Source organism: Rhodoferax sp. LB1P47, from assembly GCF_056521445.1.
In genome coordinates this window covers 469,369-485,597 of sequence record NZ_JBWMAU010000001.1, presented here as the reverse complement: position 1 = coordinate 485,597, position 16,229 = coordinate 469,369, and the positions used below count along the sequence as shown (strand labels likewise).

The following is a 16,229-nucleotide window of genomic DNA, read 5'->3' as shown; positions in this document are numbered from 1 at the left end:
CGGCGCGGGGCGGCTAGATTCAGTCTGCAAAAACCACCATGACTTCATTCACCGTCACTGTAAAAGACGATGGCGCGCAAACCGCCCTCAAAGCCCTGGCCCAGCGCGTCAACAACATGCAGCCGGTGTTGCAAACGCTGGCCGAGAGCATCGTGGAGCGCACCAAGCACCGGTTTGACACCAGCAGCAGGCCGGACGGTGTGCGGTGGAAGGACAACAGCGACGTGACCTTGGGCCTGCTGAGTGCGCGCCTGGCAGGATCTAAAAGCAATGTGCGCAAGGATGGTGCGCTGAATGCCAAAGGCCACCGCGCCCTGGCTAATAAGAAGCCCCTGATCGACACCGGCGACCTGCGCCGCCAGATCGTGCCCAGTGCATCGGCCACCGGCCTGACGGTGACCGCCAACATGCCGTATGCGGCAATCCACCAATTCGGCGGCAAAGCAGGTCGAGGCCTCAAAGTCACCATTCACGCCCGTCCGTTCCTTCCAGTGCGCCCAGATGGCTCACTTTATCGAGAAGAGCAAATTTTGGTGCTTCAGGCGATCAATGACTACCTGATGGACGGTTTTCAATGAAAACACTGCATCTGAATCTCAAAGCCGAGTACTTTGACCAGATTGCGACCGGCTCCAAGCTGCATGAGTTCCGGCTGTGCACGGCGTTCTGGTCAAAGCGGCTGGTTGGACAGACCTTTGATCGCATTGAAATCAAAAAAGGCTATCCGAAACGCGGTGACGTTACCCGAACGATTTCCAGACCATGGCGCGGTTTGGAAACGCAGACCATTCAGCATCCCCACTTTGGCAGTGAGCTGGTCGAGGTGTTCGCAATCCGAGTGAATTGAGCGGCGATTTTGTACCAGTGACCCAAAATTTTCCCCGCCCGCCCAATTTTCTCCACACGAAACAAAGTTTTAAACTCTGTCCCACTTTGTCCCGGTCAGTTGCCAGTAAATCCCGGTTTATCGCGCCCAGCCCTCTAGGTTTATCTCACTCCCCCTCAACCGTGGAAGCAATGCGACCCTCACCCCAGCCCTCTCCCGCGTGCGGGAGAGGGAGTAAGACAGGATGTTTGCACCCGTATTGCCCCCTCGCCCCCTTGGGGGAGAGGGGGCGGCCTTGATAACTTGGAATTCCATCACGGTTTAGCGGAGTTGCTTATGGCTGCAGTAGCCATGCCGTCGGGGCTGGCGCAGCGGCGTGATACCAGCGTGGCGAACGGGCCCGCCGCTGCCAGCGCGGCGGCTTCGGCCACGCTGTGCGCGCCGTAGCGGGCGGGCACATGGGCGCTGGGCGTGGCGGCTTGGGCTGCTAGCTGCGGCAGGGGGATGGGGATGATGGGCAGTCGCAGTTCGGCGGCGAGTTGCAGCAGGGCGGGGTGGTGGGCTTTGTCGGCGGCGGTGGCCAGGGCGGTGAGGCGGGTGGGGGTGCACGTGGTTGTTGGCTGCCGGCCCCCACCCCAGCCCTCCCCCGGAGGGGGAGGGGGGAATGCGGGGTTCAGGTCTTGCTCCCTCCCCCGCTGGGGGAGGGTTGGGGTGGGGGCTTGCAATGCGGCATCCAATGCAGCACGTAACGATGCCACGCTGCACTGCGCCCTAAACCCCAAGCCCGCCACGCTCATAACACCACGCTCCACTGCACCACCGGGCGGCTAGGCTGCCAGCCACGCATGCGGCCCAGGGGGGTGGCCTGCGCCAGCTCAATGCGCAGCAATTCGCCGCCGTGTTCGGCGTGCAGTTGCAGCAGGGCGGATTCGGTTTCCAGCGTTACGGCATTCACCACCAAACGGCAGCCTGTGGGCGCTACGGACTGCAAGCTGCCGAACAAGGCCGCGTCAAAACCGCCGCCGATGAAGATGGCTTGGGGCGTGGGCAGGCCAGCCAGCAGGTCTTGTGTCGCGCCAAAGTGCACGTGCAGGCGGTGGTCGATGCCGAAGGATGCGGCGTTGGCGCGGATGTTCACCACGCGCTCGGCGTGCTGCTCTACCGTGCTGGACGTGCCGCCTGCCAGACACCACTCCACCGACACCGAGCCCGAGCCTGCGCCCAGGTCCCACAGGTGTTCGCCGGGGCGGGGTGCCAGTGCGCTGAGGGTGAGGGCGCGGATAGGCGACTTGGTGATTTGGCCGTCGTGGGCAAAGCCGCCGTCTGGCAGGCCGGGGGTGTGCGGCAAACCCAAGAGGCCAATGACTTGGACGGCTACCGCTACCGGGCTTGGGATGTCCGCAAAGTCCAGCATGCTGGCCAAGCTCTGGCGAATGCGTTCGCGCGGGCCGCCCAGGGCTTCCAGCACCCACAGGTTGGACTTGCCAAAGCCTTGCTGGGTCAGCCACTGCGCAAAGTCGTGCACCGCCGGGCCATCGCGCAGCAGGCACAGCAGTTGCGCGCCGTTGTGCAAGGCAGAGCGGGTGCGGGCAAAGGGCGCGGCGTGCAGGCCGAAGCAGAGCACATTTTCTAAGCGCCATGCCAAGCGGGATGCGGCCAGCGAGAAGGTAGAAGGTGCGGGGAACGCCTGCCACTCGCCAGGCTGCAGGTGTGCCGCCAAGCTGCCACCCGCGCCAAACCAGAACGGATCGCCCGAGGCCAGCACCGCCACCGGCTGGCCGCGCAGGGCCAGCACCGGGGCAATATCAAAGGGCAGTGGCCATTCCAGGCCACGGCTGCCCACACCGGCCAGCGCCAGGTGCCGCGCGCCGCCAAAGACGTGCTGCGCCTGGGCCAGGGCCGAGCGGCTACCATCGCCCAGGCCATGCAGACCATCTTCTCCGATACCTATGATTGACAGCCAGGGTTCAGCCATTCCGCGCATTCTTGTGTTGGGCGGCACCACCGAGGCCAGCCGCTTGGCCCAAGCCTTGGCGCAGGCAGGTGTGGACGGCCTGTTTTCTTACGCAGGCCGCACCGATTCGCCCATCGCCCAGCCGCTGCCCACCCGCGTGGGGGGCTTTGGCGGGGTGGCGGGTTTGCAGGCCTTTTTGCAGGCCGAGCGCATCACCCAGGTGGTGGATGCCACCCATCCCTTTGCCGCGCAGATGAGCCGTAACGCTGTGTTGGCCTGTGCGGCGGCGGGCGTGCCCCTGCTGGCGCTGGAGCGGCCCGCGTGGCAGGCCCAAAGCGGCGATGTGTGGCAGCACGTGCCAGATATCACTGCGGCAGTGCAAGCCTTGCCCACCGAGCCCGCCCGCGTGTTTTTGGCCATTGGCCGCCAGCACCTGGCACCGTTTTTGGCGTGCACACAGCATTGGTATTTGCTGCGCTTGGTGGACCCGGTGCTGGACTTGCCCACTGAGCGCGGCCAGGTGGTGTTGAGCCGGGGGCCCTTCACTTTGGAGGGCGACCGCGCCCTGCTGCAAGCGCACGGCATCAGCCATGTGGTGTCCAAAAACTCCGGCGGTGCGGGCGCGCAGGCCAAGCTGACGGTGGCGCGGGAGCGGGGTTTGCCGGTCATCCTGATCGACCGACCCTTTATTCCAGAACGCACTGTGGTTCACAGCGTAAATGAGGTTTGCCGCCGTCTGCTCTGCGGTAGTAGCTAGAAAATTCATAGCGCTGCACGTGGGGTGTAGACGAAGCGGCCTACACGGCGGGTGGCACTGTTGCCCACGATGACCACGGTGCGCATGTCGGCCATCTCGGGCGTGGCATCCAGCAGGGTGACGGTCAGCAGCTTTTCTTCCGGCGTGCTCACGGCGCGGGCAAAGGTGATGATCCGGTCTGGCCCGCAGGTATCCATCAGTATCTCCAGCACGCGGCCAAAGGTGTGCGGGCGGCTGGCGGAGCGGGGGTTGTAGAAGGCCATCGCAAAGTCGGCCCCGGCAGCGGCGCGCACGCGGGCTTCGATCAGCGCGGCGGGCTTGAGGTTGTCGCTGAGGTTGATGGCGCAGAAGTCGTGGCCCAGCGGCGCACCGGCTTTGGCTGCCGCCGCCAGCATGGCGGTGATGCCGGGCAGCACACGGATATCTAGCGTCTGCCACGCGGGCTGGTCTTCCAGCGCCTCGAATACGGCGGAGGCCATGGCAAACACCCCAGGGTCGCCGGACGATACGACCACCACGCGGCGGCCCGCAGCGGCCATCGCCAGGGCGGCTCGGGCGCGGTCCATTTCTACCCGGTTGTCCGACGCATGCAGGGTGAGGCCGGGGCGGGGGGCGATGCGGGCGACGTAGGGGATATAGCCCACGATGTCGGTGGCGTCCGCCAATGTCTGCGTGACCTCGGGCGTGACCAGGGTGGGGTCGCCGGGGCCCAGGCCCGCGATGCACAACCAGCCGCTGCTCATTCCAGCACCTCGGGGCGGCGGCCGTGGCCGTGTACCAGCACGATGGCGAAGTAGGGGCAGTCGCTGCCATCCACTTCGGATAGCGGCACGACGCGCTCGCCCGGCATGGTGCCGCGCTCCACCAGCCAGGCCTGGTCCAGCCGTCCGGCGGCGGCCAGCGCGCTGCGCACGCGGGGCAGGTTGCGGCCGGTTTTCATGATCACCAAGGCATCGGCCGATTGCATGTGGCGCAGCAGCTCGGCCTCGGGCAGCGTGCCCATCAGCACTACCAGCACATCGTCGCCCCAGGTGATGGGTGTGCCGGTGGCCGACCAGCAGCCCACCATGCCGGGAATGCCGGGGATCACTTCCACCGTGGCGCGGCCCTGCAAGCGGGTGTAGAGGTGCATGAACGACCCGTAAAAGAACGGGTCGCCTTCGCACAGCACCAGCACATCCTCGGTCTGCGCCAGATTAGCCAGGCGAATGGTCCAGTCGTCGTAAAACGCGGCCAGGCAGGCGATGTACTCCGGGCTGTCGAACGGCAACTCGGTGGTCACCGGGTATTCCATCGCGTACTCGACCACGCCGGGGGCCAGCATGCCGTCCACGATGCGCCGGGCCTGGCCGGGGCGGCCTTTTTTGCGGAAATAGGCCACATGGCGGGCGGCACGGATGGCGCGGTCGGAGCGCACGCTCATCAGGTCCGGGTCGCCAGGGCCTAAGCCCGCGCAGAGGATGCGACCCATCAGATCTCCCTCCGGCAGGCCAGCGCATTGACGGCGGCGACGGTGATGGCGCTGCCACCGAGTCGGCCTTGCACCACCATGGACGGCACGGGCGGCGCGGCCATCAGCGCGGCCTTGGATTCGGCTGCGCCGACAAAGCCCACCGGGCAGCCGATGATGGCGGCAGGGCGTGGGCAGGTGGGGTCTTGCAGCATGTTCAGCAGGTGGAACAGCGCGGTGGGTGCATTGCCAATGGCGACTACCGCGCCTGCCAGATGGGGCCGCCACAGCTCCAGCGCGGCGGCACTGCGGGTGGTGCCCATGGCCTGGGCCAGTTCGCGTACTGCGGGGTCGTTTAGCGTGCAGATGACCTGGTTGTCGGCGGGCAGGCGGCTGCGGGTAATGCCTTCGCTGACCATGCGCACGTCGCACAGGATGGGGGCGCCGGCCTCCAGAGCGGTGCGCGTGGCTTCGGCCATGCCTTCGGAAAACCGTACATGGGCTTCCAGTCCGACCATGCCGGTGGCGTGGACCATGCGGACCACGGCCAGCTCTTCAATGGGGTTGAAGCGGGCCAAGTCGGCCTCTGCCCGGATGATGGCGAAGGACTGGCGGTAGATGGCAGTGCCATCGGTTTCAAATACGTGGAGCATCGAGCGGCGGGAACAAAAAGGAAGCAATCGTTTCAGGGGCCAGGGCCAGCAGATCTGGGGCAGATGCTGCTGTGCCGTGGCGGATCAGGTTGAAGCCCGCAGGCGTGGCTACCAGCGTCAGGGCGGCGCGGGGGTGGGCGCAGCCCTTGCTGCAGCCAGAGACATGCAGCAGCTGACCGGCCGGGACGGAGGGGGCCAGCGCGCGGGCCAGCGGGCGGGTGGCTGCGGCGGCTTGCAGGCAGCCGGGTGCGCCGGTGCAGGCGACCACACGCAGGCGGGCGTCATGGGCTTGGGTGACCAGGCCGGGGATGGCGGGGGCGTGCTGCAAGCCAACAACTAGCAGCATCTGCCAGGGTGTCATGCGCAGTGCGCCGAGTGTGGACAGGGCGGCCAGCGTTTCGGCTGGTAACTGGCCAAATTCCGCGCCCACCAGCCAGCCTAGGGCGGTCAAACCTGGCTGGGGTTGGGGGGCGGAAGGTGAAAAATGGGAGGTGCTCTGAAAGCGCTCCGGCAGCGCATGCTGCGGGGCCAGCGCGGCCATCCGCTTGCCACCCTGCGCTAAAAACCAATGCGCCAGCGCCATCGCGGCAGGCACCACTTCATCGGCGTTGGCGCAGGCCCCCGTGGCATAGCCATCGGCGTACACCAGGTAGCCGCTGGGGCTGCGTTCGATGCGGATATCCGCCGAGCTGGCCCGCAGCACGGCCTGTGCGCCGCAGTCCAGCGCAAAGCCGAACTTGCCGGGCAGGGCGGGGGCATCCTTTGCTGCCAGGGCCTCGGCCAGGGCGGTGGCGATGCGTTGCGTGCCGTCATCCGGTTGCCAGAAGGGGCTGACGAGGATGTTGCGCCGGGCCTCAGACTCGGCGCTGCTGTCCAGCAGGCCGAGGGCGTGCAGGCCGTGCAGCAAGGCGGCATGGGCCTCTGGGGCAACACCGCGCAGTTGCAGGTTGGCGCGGCGGGTCAGGTCCAGCATGCCGTTGCCGTGCTGGTGGGCCAGCGTGGCGATACCGGCGGCCTGGGTCGCGCTGAGCCGTCCGCCCAGCGGCCGCACCCGCACCACCAGGCCGTCGCCTGACAGCATCGGGCGCAGGGCACCCGGACACCAGCCTTTGACGTGCGGCGCTGTGGCTAGAGGGGGCGTGACTAGGGTGGTTCGCATCCGGGGCGGCTGGTTTCTGGGTGGTGGTGGGGCAGATGTCGCGCCCGACGGCGCAAACGCCAAGTGTGTGTTGGCGGGTGGATGGGGCAAACCCCTCCATTTAGCAAGCCTTCAAGTATCGCATTAGTGCCAGGCTGCCGGTCTTGGCTGCCAAGCCGTGGTGGGCATTGGCCAGCGCTCCCTACCGCGTACTGCGGGTGGGGATCGGAAATTTATGAAAAATAGGGCTCTAATGCAAATGCTACCTGCACTAGTAGCTATTAAAAATATAGCTATTGTGCGGCTGGCTCCACCGATCTTTACCACCACTTCACTACCGTACGCCGGTGGTGGCATTGAGTTTTTGGGGTTTGGGCGGTATCTAATATGCATTGATCAACACCGATAAGGTTTCCATGAACACCCAAGAGCGCGACCAACTGAGCACCTTTTTGCAGCAACTCGGCCAGGCGCGGGCTGCCGTGAAGGACGGTGAAGCCCTTGCGCTGATCACCGAGGCCGTGGCCCGCCAGCCCGACGCAACGTATCTGCTGGTGCAGCGCTGCCTGCTGCAAGACAACGCCTTGCAAACCGCCCAGGCCCAGATCGCCAGCCTGCAAACCGCGTTGCAGCAGGCCAAACCCGCCGAACCGGCTGCCGCTAACTTTTTGGATGTGAATAGCTGGGGTCGGGCTCCGGTGGCTCCGGCAGCTGCCTTCGCTGCGGCTCCGGGCTATCCGCAGGTGGCTCCTGTTGCCGCCGCCGCACCCTCGCGCTTCCAGGCCCCCAGCTTTTTAACCAGTATGGCGACCACCGCTGCGGGCGTGGCGGCAGGGGCGTTTTTGTTCCAGGGTATTGGCAGTTTGATGGGTAACCACGCCAGCAGTGGCGCGGCGAGTGCGGCAGCAGCGACGGCATCTCCGGCTTCGGCGTTTGGCCTGAGCGAGCCCACGGCGGCGACACCCGAGGCAGCGCAATCCATCGCGGATGCCTCTACCGACGTGTTTGGCAACGACGACGGGCTGGATGCCGGTGGCGACGGCTCCAGCGACTGGGCCTGAACTACTTGAGAGGGATAACAGTCGCGCGGTCTACCGCCACGGCGGTGACGGCGTTTTGCGGCGAGCCGTCGATCAGCTTGTCGGAGTAGGTCAGGTAGACCAAGGCATTGCGCTTTTTGTCCACCATGCGCACGATGCGCAGCTTTTTGAACAGGATGGACAGGCGCTCGCTGAACACCTCGTCGCTTTGTGGCAGCGGTTTGGTGAAGCTGATGGGCCCTACTTGGCGGCAGGCAATGGAGGCCTCGGCCTTGTCCTCGGCCAGACCAAAAGCGCCCTTGAGCCCGCCGGTTTTGGCGCGTGACACAAAGCAGGTAATGCCCTGCACTTGGGGGTCGTCATAGGCTTCCACCACGATCTTGTGGTCGGGCCCGAGCCACTGAAAAGCCGTATCCACCGCGCCGATTTGCTCGGCCTGGGCCGCGACGCAGGCGGCGCCAAGCGCCAAACTCAGGGTCCACAACTTCATGGCAGTGCTCCGGTTACCGCAGTATTTCAGGGAGTTCAATTTTGACTTCGAGCACTTCCAGGTTGTCCTGGCGCTCCAGGTGGACCTTGATGTCTTCGGCATTGATCGACACGTATTTGGAGATCACCGCCAGCAGTTCGCGCTGTAGCGCGGGCAGGTAGTCTGGGCGGCTGGCGCCCCGGCCACTGCGCTCGTGCGCCAGGATGATTTGCAGCCGCTCTTTGGCCACCGAGGCGGTTTTTTTCTTTTCCCCGAGCAGGAAAGACAGTAAAGACATGGCTTATTTCCCCCCGAAAAGGCGCTTGAAAAATCCGGGTTTCACGGCTTCGACAAAACGCATGGGCTTGTCTTCGCCCAAAAACCGCGCGACCACATCCTTATACGCTTCGGACACATCGGTCTCAGCCAGATGGATGGCGGGCAGACCCTGGTTGGAGGCTTGCAGCACCGTTTCCGACTCGGGGATCACACCCATCAGCGGGATGCGCAAGATGTCCTGGATGTCTTCCAGCGACAGCATGTGGCCGTCTTCCACCCGCACCGGGTTGTAGCGGGTGATGACCAGGTGCTCTTTGATGGGCTCTTTGCCTTCGATGGCGCGCTTGGTTTTGGAGCCCAGCATGCCCAGGATGCGGTCCGAGTCGCGCACCGAAGAGACTTCGGGGTTGGTCACCACCAGGGCTTCGTCGGCAAAGTGCATGGCCATCAGCGCGCCGGTTTCGATGCCCGCTGGCGAGTCGCAGACGATGTACTCAAAGCCCATGTCGCCCAGGTCTTTCAGCACACGTTCCACGCCGTCTTGCGTCAGCGCATCTTTGTCGCGGGTTTGCGAGGCGGCCAGCACGAACAGGTTGTCGCACTGCTTGTCTTTGATGAGGGCCTGGTTCAGGTTGGCCTCGTTGTGGATCACATTGATCAGGTCGTACACCACGCGGCGCTCGCAGCCCATGATCAGGTCCAGGTTGCGCAGGCCGACGTCGAAGTCGATGACGGCGGTTTTATGGCCGCGCAGCGCGAGGCCGGAGGCAAAGCTGGCGCTGGTGGTGGTTTTGCCAACGCCACCTTTGCCGGATGTCACCACGATGATCTTGGTCATGGGTTGCGGGTCTTTCTGGGTTCTGGGTTTGGATAAAGGGGCTGGTGTCGACGGCGGCCGCCGCACCGGGTTGTGTTTGCGTTTGGTGGCCATTACAGGGCTTCCATCACCAGTTTGTCGCTGATGAGGCGTACCTGGGCGGCTTTGCCCTGCACTTCGGCGGGCAGGGGGATTTCAGAGGTGCGGTAAATCCCGGCGATGGACACCAGCTCGGCCTCCAGGCAGGTGCTGAAAATGCGGGCTTCGGTATTGCCCTTGGCACCGGCAATGGCGCGGCCGCGCAGTGGGGCGTAGACGTGGATACTGCCATCGGCCAGCACTTCGGCACCGTTACTGACCATCGCCAGCACCACCAGGTCGGTGCCCCGGGCGTAGACCTGCTGGCCTGAGCGCAAGGGCTTGTCGATGACCAGTGCACCTGTGGGCACGACCACGGCGGGTTCGGGCGACGGTGCGGCTGGGGGCAAGGGGGCGGCGTTGGTGATGTCGGGCACATCCACCAGCCCGACCTTCAAAGCCGATTGCCGTTGCGCTGCGTTGCCGCCGTGTACGGCAATCGGTTGCATGCGGTAGCTGTGCAGCAAGATGGCCAGCTGCTTGAAGTCGATGGGGTCGGTGGTGTCGGCGATCAGCGCCAAGTTGATGACCACTGGGTCCTGGTCAAAAAAGTCGGGAGTGTCACCAAAGCGGATTTCCATCTCTTGTGCCAGTGCGGCCAAGTCGGCGGTTTTCAGCACCACCGCAATCAGGGGCAGCGTGGCACTTTTCAGTTCAAAGCAGGCCCGGGCAGGCCCGGCGGTTACAGACGGCATGGATGGAGGGGGGCTGGAGGGCGGCAAAGGCGCGATTTTACCGCTGCCTTTGCACCCGGCCTGAGCTCCGGAGAGGGGCTGTTGCCGGCCATGCCGGTGGGTTGTCCGGCATGGCGACTTTTGCGCTAGAAATGGTAATCGGCGCGGACCATCGGGGTTTGGGCCGTTGTGCCGGCGATGGCGCCGGGGTTGCCAAACTTGTTGCGCCAGTACTGGTAGCCCACGCCGACGCGCAGGGTTTTGGGGCTGGCACCCAAAGCGGGGCTCAGGTCGTAGAAAACCGTGCCATCGAAATTGGTTTCGGGCGAGGTGGGGCCGCCGAATTCATTGTTCCCCTTGGATGCGATGTAGTTCATGTAGCCCTCGAACGATAGTCCTGTGTCACTGATCGGCACACCCCAAGCCAGATTCAGCATGGGGTGGGTCTTGTAGCTGTAGCGGCTGGTGATGGACTTGGGCATATTGCTTTCTTTGAGCAGCAGCAGGCTGACGTTCAAGAAGCCGGGCACGTCCACCATCACCGTGGGGCCGACCACCAACATGCGCTTTTTAGAGGCGTAGCCCGTATCGTTCTTGGTGTTCCAGTCAAACCCGGCGGTCAGGCCCAGGCCGCGCACCGGACCCATGGCGAAGCTTTTGCCGCTGACCTTGCCCAGGTCCAGCGTGTGGCGGTAGACCAGATAGGCTTCCTGGGCACTGCTGTCGTCTGCGTCTGACTGCAACAGGTCCAGGTTCAGGAAGTTGGTGCCGTATTTATAGCCACTGACATGGGTGATGTTGACGATGTTTTTGGACAGGTCTTTGCTGTTGAACGGCTCGCGAAAGCTGGTGCCGTAGCGGTAGCCGATGGAGGTGTCGCTCCAGTCTGCCGCCTGCGCCAGTGTGCCGGTGGTCAAAGCCGCTGCGGCGGCCAAAAGAAGCGTGCCTGTGCGTGTGGTTTTCATTGTGTATCCCTGGTGGTTAAGTGAACTGAATGCCCACTTCCACAGTGCAAACACCATGCCAACAATTACTTACATATATTTCAAAAATAATAGCTGTCTGCGCAGACTGTATATGCGCCAGCCGCCTGGAAACCTTGTAACTGGGCCGGAATGCACCATCCCAAGGCAACAGGGCAGGATGGCTTCCACCATCCTGCCCTGTTGCAGTGCAGCATAAACCGCTGGTTTTAAGCCGCAGCCACCCGTTGTGCCAGGTGGGCCAGGGCTTCTTCTACCTGGTCCACCAGAATCAGGCATAAATCGCCGGGCTGCAGCCGCGCCAGGGCGTGGTCGATGGCGATGAACTCGCCGTAGATCTCATCCACTTGGCGGGTGCGCTGGGCGTTGGCCAGGCCTTCGCGCAGCAGTTTGAGCACTTCGCCGTCGGCGCGGCCGCGCTGGCAGGCATCTTCAAACAGGATGACGTCGTCAAACGCAGCACCCAGGATGACGGTTTGCTCCCGGATGTCTTCGTCGCGCCGGTCGCCCGCGCCGCTAATGACCACCGAGCGACGCTTGGCAGGCATGGCTTCCACGGCGGACACCAGGGCGCGCATGGCATCCGGGTTGTGGCCGTAGTCGGCAATCACCGTAGCGCCCTTGTAGTCCATTACATTGAAGCGGCCGGGTGCGTTGTCGGCATCGTTCGAGAAGCTGGATAGACCCCGGCGGATAGTGTCCCAGTTCATGCCCACGCCCCAGGCGGCGGCCACGGCGGCCATCGCGTTGTCTACCTGGAAGGCGATGGTGCCCGCACGCGTGAGTGGCACATCGCGCAGGGCGATCTGCTCGCGCCACGAACCCACGGCGGCCACGATGTGGTCGCCATCCACATACACCGTGCGCCGCCCCTGGGCGCGGTGGGTGGCCATCACCGGGTGGTGGCGGTCGGCGGTGAAGTAGATGACGTTGCCCGGGCAGGCCGAGGCCATTGCGGCGACGATGGGGTCGGCCGCATTCAGCACCGCGTAGCCGGTGGCCTGCACGTTTTGCACGATGACCCGCTTGAGCACGGCCAGGTCTTCCACCGTGGTGATGTAGTTCAGGCCCAGGTGGTCGCCTGCGCCGATGTTGGTGACCACAGCCACTTGGCAGCGGTCAAAGCCCAGGCCTTCGCGCAGCATGCCGCCGCGAGCGGTTTCAAACACGGCCGCATCTACGTCGGGGTGCATCAGCACATTGCGGGCGCTTTTGGGGCCGCTGCAATCGCCGCTGTCGATCTGGCGGCCATCCACGTACACGCCGTCGGTGTTGGTCATGCCTACGCGCAGGCCGCTGCTGGTGAACAAGTGAGCGATCAGGCGGGCGGTGGTGGTTTTGCCATTGGTACCGGTGATGGCCACCACCGGGATGCGGCCATCGTCGCCCGCCGCGTACAGGTTGCCGATCATGGCTTCGCCCACATTACGGCCCTTGCCGAACGAGGGCGAGATGTGCATGCGCAGGCCGGGTGCGGCGTTCACTTCCACGATGCCGCCGTGCTGGTCTTCCAACGGCTTGAGCATGCTTTCGCAGACCACGTCTACACCGCAGATGTGTAGGCCGATCATCTGCGCAGCGGCCACCGCCTGGGCGGCGACGGCGGGGTGCACGTCGTCGGTCACGTCGGTGGCGGTGCCGCCGGTGCTCAGGTTGGCGTTGTTGCGCAGAATCACGCGGCGGCCAATGGCGGGCACGGATTCGGGGGCCAGGTCTTGCAGCGCCAGCCGGGCAATGGCGATGTCGTCAAAGCGGATCTTGGTCAGCGAGGTGGCATGGCCTTCGCCGCGTTTGGGGTCGGAATTGACGATGTCCACCAGCTCGCGCACGGTGTGGATGCCGTCACCCAGCACCTGGGGTGGGTCGCGGCGGGCGGCAGCCACCAGCTTGTTGCCCACCACCAGCAGCCGGAAGTCGCTGCCAGGCAAGAATTTTTCGACCATCACTTCGCCGATTTCGGCGGCTGCCGCGAAGGCGATGTCTAGGTGGGCGCGGTCCACGATGTTGACCGTCACGCCCTTGCCCTGGTTGCCGTCTTGCGGTTTCACTACCACGGGCAGGCCGATTTCCAGGGCCACTTGCCAGGCTTCGTCGCGGGTTTCCACCGGGCGGCCCAGCGGCACGGGCACACCGGCGGCGTGCAGCAGTTTTTTGGTCAGGTCTTTGTCCTGGGCTATGGCCTCGGACACGGCGCTGGTCAGGTCGAACTCTGCCGCCTGGATGCGGCGCTGGCGCGAGCCCCAGCCAAACTGCACCATGCTGCCCTTGGTCAGGCGGCGGAAGGGGATGCCCCGGGCCACGGCGGCATCCACAATCGCCCCGGTGCTGGGGCCCATGCGCTCGTCTTCGTCGGTTTCGCGCAGCTGATGGATAGCGGCATCTTTGTCGAACGCGGTGTGGTCCAGCGCGGCCTGTATCAAGGTCTGGGCCAGCTCCAGCGCCTGGCGGCCTACGGCTTCTTCGCTGTACTCCACCACCACCTGGTAGATACCGGTTTGCTCGGTGGCCGAGGTGCGGCTGAAGGTCACCGGGCAACCTGCCTGGGCTTGTAGCGCCAGCGTGGCGGCTTCCAGCACATGGGCCAGCGACACCGAGCTATGTTCGTGGCTGGCGCGCAGCGGCCCGATGGCCGGGAACAGCGCCCGCACGGCGGTCTCAAAACCGGGGAGCTGGGCAATGGCGCGCTCGGATTCCGCGCAGGCCACCACGGCTTCTACGGCGGTGTGGCGGCTCCAGAGATTGGGGCCGCGCAGGGCCCGGATGCGTGAGACTTCCATTAGTCTGTCTTTCTATCTTCTTGTTCGGTACGGGGGGCGGCTGGGGGCAGGGTGGCGCGTACGGCGGGCATCGGGCGGACGGCGGGCAGGTCCAGCTCGAAGGTCTTGAGTCCGGCCACGATCAAATCGGGCGAAATATCCATCGCCCAGGCGGCGGCAATCGAGGCCAGGATGGGCTCCAACTGCGCCGGAGTGGTCCAGTGGGCGGTCAGGCGTTCCAGGTTCACCAGCGGCACTTCGGCGCTGCCGGTGGCCAGCATGATGTGGCCCTTGTGGATCACGACTGCTCTGCCGCCTAAAGCACGGTGTGCAATGGTGGCGGCCAGCAGCGGGTCAATTCCATACAAAATGGCGGAGCCGTCGCAGAGCTCGGCCATAGCGGCCACTCGCTCATCCACGGCGTTCAGCACCGCCACGCCTTCGGCCAGGACTACGTCCACCTGGGTGCGCAGCACTTTCACCAGTTGGTCGGTTTCGGTGATATCGAATTCGGCCAGGGCCTCGGAACCACCCAGGTCGGTGACGATGCCGACGGTGCAGCGGTCGTAGGCCAGGCCGTCGCGCAGGATGCTGGCGGCTCCGTTTTCGATCACTGCGGCTTCCATCGAGCGGTTGATCAGCAGGCGGTGGGCGGGTTCCCAGTGGGCGCAGTCCTTGGTTTCGATGTGCCGGGTGTCCAGAAACAGGCCATCGCGGCAGGCCAGGCCGACGCGCTTGCCGCTCAGGTGCAGCAGCCAGGCCACCAGCCGGGCGATGGTGTGTGTGCCCTGCGTGCCGGCCACACCCACGATGGGGATGCGGCCGGTCTCATTTTCGGAAAACAGGTGGTCCACGATGGCGCGGCCCACCGGGCGGGGCGAACCCTCGGCGGGTTTCAGGTGCATCAGCAGGCCGGGGCCCGCGTTGACTTCGACAATCGCGCCGCCCTGGGCTGCCAATGGTTTGGAGATGTCTTCGCAGACCACGTCTACCCCGGCAATGTCCAGCCCGACGATGCGCGCCGCCAGCGACACGATATGGTCCACCTCGGGGTGGACCAGGTCGGTGCAGTCGATGGCGACGTTGCCGTTGCGTTGGATCAGCACCTGTTTGCCTGCGGCGGGCACTGCGTCAGGCGTAAGGCCCTGGCGTTGCAAATCCAGCAGCACGGCTTCGTCTTTATACGTGTCGATCAGGCCCAGCGGCGCGTCTTCGTGGGTGCCACGGCGCGGGTCGGTGTTGATGTGTGCATCCACCAGTTCGGCTACGGTGGACTGGCCGTTGCCGGTGACCCAGGCTACCGAACCCCGGGCGGCGGCGACCACGCGGCCCCCCACCACCAGCAGGCGGTGCTCGTTGCCGCGCACAAAGCGCTCCACCAGCACTTCGCTGCCATGCTGCTCGGCCACCAGGTAGGCGGCTTCGATGTCGGCCTGGTTGCTCAGGTCTAGGGCCACGCCCCGGCCATGGTTGCCATCGGACGGCTTGACCACCACCGGCAGGCCCACGTCTTGTGCGGCCTCCCAGGCGGCTTGCGGGCTGTCGACCACCACGCCTTCGGGCACGGGCACGCCGCAGCTTTGCAGCAGGGTTTTGGTCAGGTCTTTGTCATGGGCAATGCCCTCGGCAATGGCGCTGGTGAATTCGGTTTCGGCCGTCCAGATGCGGCGCTGGCGGGCACCGTGGCCCAGTTGCACCAGGTTGCCGTCGTTTAGGCGGATGTGCGGAATGCCCCGGTCGGTGGCGGCGCCCACGATGCAGGCGGTGCTGGGGCCGAGGTAGCAGTCGTCCACCTCGGTGCGCACGGCGGCTACGGCGGCGGCCACGTCAAACGGCTGGTCGTTGATGGCGGCCATCAGCAGCCGGTGGCCCTGGGCCAGTGCGGTGCGGGCCACTTGTTCGTCGCGGGCCCTAAACACCATGCGGTACACGCCGCGCTGTGAGGTGCTGCGGGTTTGGCCAAAGCCGGTGGGCATGCCCGCCAGGTTCAGCAACTCGATGACGGCATGCTCCAGCACATGGCCGGCCCAGGTGCCTTCCACCAGCCGCTGCAAAAAGCCGCCGCGCTCGCCAACACCGCAGTGGTGCTCTTCCAGCGCGGGCAGCATGGCCACTAGGCGGTCGGTAAAGCCGGGCAGCAGGTTGGAGGGGTAGTCTTCCAGCTCCCCCAGGTCGAGCCAGACTTCGAGGGCCGGACGGTAGGTCCAGATGTTGGGGCCACGCAAGTAGTTGATGCGCAGAAGTTGGATATCGTCCTTGGGGCTCATCTTTTGGGGGTAGTTAATGTCCGGGCGG

The 16,229-nt window shown here is 65.0% G+C and carries 17 protein-coding genes; 4 read left to right on the top strand and 13 right to left on the bottom strand.

Annotated features, from left to right (window positions below; all coding sequences use genetic code 11):
• Positions 1-38: 38 nt before the first annotated feature.
• The gene (locus AC0969_RS02305; RefSeq protein ID WP_479622506.1) at positions 39-578 is read left to right on the top strand and encodes a phage virion morphogenesis protein; all 540 of its coding nucleotides are present in this window, start codon (positions 39-41) and stop codon (positions 576-578) included.
• The gene (locus AC0969_RS02300) at positions 575-847 is read left to right on the top strand and encodes an ASCH domain-containing protein (protein ID WP_479622505.1); all 273 of its coding nucleotides are present in this window, start codon (positions 575-577) and stop codon (positions 845-847) included. The genes AC0969_RS02305 and AC0969_RS02300 overlap by 4 nt, the downstream gene beginning before the upstream one ends.
• Positions 848-1,140: 293 nt before the next feature.
• Here AC0969_RS02300 and AC0969_RS02295 read toward each other — a convergent pair whose 3' ends face one another.
• Both AC0969_RS02295 and cbiE read right to left on the bottom strand, forming a co-directional pair.
• The gene (locus tag AC0969_RS02295) at positions 1,141-1,584 is read right to left on the bottom strand and encodes a cobalamin biosynthesis protein (protein WP_479622504.1); all 444 of its coding nucleotides are present in this window, start codon (positions 1,582-1,584) and stop codon (positions 1,141-1,143) included.
• A 35-nt stretch (positions 1,585-1,619) separates the two neighbouring features.
• On the bottom strand, positions 1,620-2,801 hold the full coding sequence (cbiE, locus tag AC0969_RS02290; protein ID WP_479622503.1) for a precorrin-6y C5,15-methyltransferase (decarboxylating) subunit CbiE: 1,182 nt from the start codon (positions 2,799-2,801) through the stop codon (positions 1,620-1,622).
• Between cbiE and AC0969_RS02285 the strand changes: the two genes are divergently transcribed.
• On the top strand, positions 2,776-3,537 hold the full coding sequence (locus AC0969_RS02285) for a cobalt-precorrin-6A reductase (RefSeq protein ID WP_479622502.1): 762 nt from the start codon (positions 2,776-2,778) through the stop codon (positions 3,535-3,537). The two genes, cbiE and AC0969_RS02285, sit on opposite strands and share 26 nt — an antisense overlap.
• A gap of 5 nt (positions 3,538-3,542) precedes the next feature.
• On the opposite strand, the gene cobJ is transcribed toward AC0969_RS02285, so the two are convergent.
• The 4 genes from cobJ to cobG are packed head-to-tail and all read right to left on the bottom strand — an operon-like array spanning position 3,543 to position 6,799.
• Positions 3,543-4,280, bottom strand: coding sequence for a precorrin-3B C(17)-methyltransferase (gene cobJ, locus AC0969_RS02280; protein WP_479622501.1), 738 nt, complete (start codon positions 4,278-4,280; stop codon positions 3,543-3,545).
• Positions 4,277-5,008: a precorrin-2 C(20)-methyltransferase gene (locus tag AC0969_RS02275; protein ID WP_479622500.1), complete on the bottom strand. Its 732-nt coding sequence runs from the start codon at positions 5,006-5,008 to the stop codon at positions 4,277-4,279. The genes cobJ and AC0969_RS02275 overlap by 4 nt, the downstream gene beginning before the upstream one ends.
• Positions 5,008-5,640, bottom strand: coding sequence for a precorrin-8X methylmutase (locus AC0969_RS02270; protein ID WP_479622499.1), 633 nt, complete (start codon positions 5,638-5,640; stop codon positions 5,008-5,010). Before AC0969_RS02270 ends, AC0969_RS02275 begins: the two co-directional genes overlap by 1 nt.
• The gene (gene cobG / locus AC0969_RS02265) at positions 5,624-6,799 is read right to left on the bottom strand and encodes a precorrin-3B synthase (protein WP_479622498.1); all 1,176 of its coding nucleotides are present in this window, start codon (positions 6,797-6,799) and stop codon (positions 5,624-5,626) included. Before cobG ends, AC0969_RS02270 begins: the two co-directional genes overlap by 17 nt.
• Before the next feature lie 395 nt (positions 6,800-7,194).
• Between cobG and AC0969_RS02260 the strand changes: the two genes are divergently transcribed.
• Entirely contained in the window at positions 7,195-7,839 is a 645-nt protein-coding gene (locus AC0969_RS02260; protein WP_479622497.1) for a DUF2076 family protein, read from the top strand.
• Position 7,840: 1 nt separating this feature from the next.
• On the opposite strand, the gene AC0969_RS02255 is transcribed toward AC0969_RS02260, so the two are convergent.
• The 7 genes from AC0969_RS02255 to AC0969_RS02225 form a co-directional block, all read right to left on the bottom strand.
• The gene (locus AC0969_RS02255) at positions 7,841-8,308 is read right to left on the bottom strand and encodes a CreA family protein (protein ID WP_479622496.1); all 468 of its coding nucleotides are present in this window, start codon (positions 8,306-8,308) and stop codon (positions 7,841-7,843) included.
• Positions 8,309-8,321: 13 nt separating this feature from the next.
• Positions 8,322-8,585: a cell division topological specificity factor MinE gene (gene minE, locus AC0969_RS02250; RefSeq protein ID WP_479622495.1), complete on the bottom strand. Its 264-nt coding sequence runs from the start codon at positions 8,583-8,585 to the stop codon at positions 8,322-8,324.
• Between the two features lie 3 nt (positions 8,586-8,588).
• Positions 8,589-9,404 carry a septum site-determining protein MinD gene (minD, locus tag AC0969_RS02245; RefSeq protein ID WP_479622494.1) on the bottom strand — a complete coding sequence of 272 codons (816 nt, stop codon included), beginning with the start codon at positions 9,402-9,404 and terminating at the stop codon, positions 8,589-8,591.
• 92 nt (positions 9,405-9,496) lie between these two features.
• Complete coding sequence (gene minC / locus AC0969_RS02240) at positions 9,497-10,216, bottom strand: septum site-determining protein MinC (RefSeq protein ID WP_479622493.1); 720 nt, start codon at positions 10,214-10,216, stop codon at positions 9,497-9,499.
• A 125-nt stretch (positions 10,217-10,341) separates the two neighbouring features.
• Positions 10,342-11,160: an outer envelope protein gene (locus AC0969_RS02235; RefSeq protein WP_479622492.1), complete on the bottom strand. Its 819-nt coding sequence runs from the start codon at positions 11,158-11,160 to the stop codon at positions 10,342-10,344.
• Positions 11,161-11,387: 227 nt separating this feature from the next.
• On the bottom strand, positions 11,388-13,955 hold the full coding sequence (gene cphA / locus AC0969_RS02230) for a cyanophycin synthetase (protein ID WP_479622491.1): 2,568 nt from the start codon (positions 13,953-13,955) through the stop codon (positions 11,388-11,390).
• Positions 13,955-16,201, bottom strand: a complete 2,247-nt coding sequence (locus AC0969_RS02225; RefSeq protein ID WP_479622490.1) for a cyanophycin synthetase — start codon at positions 16,199-16,201, stop codon at positions 13,955-13,957. Before AC0969_RS02225 ends, cphA begins: the two co-directional genes overlap by 1 nt.
• Between the last annotated feature and the right edge of the window lie 28 nt (positions 16,202-16,229).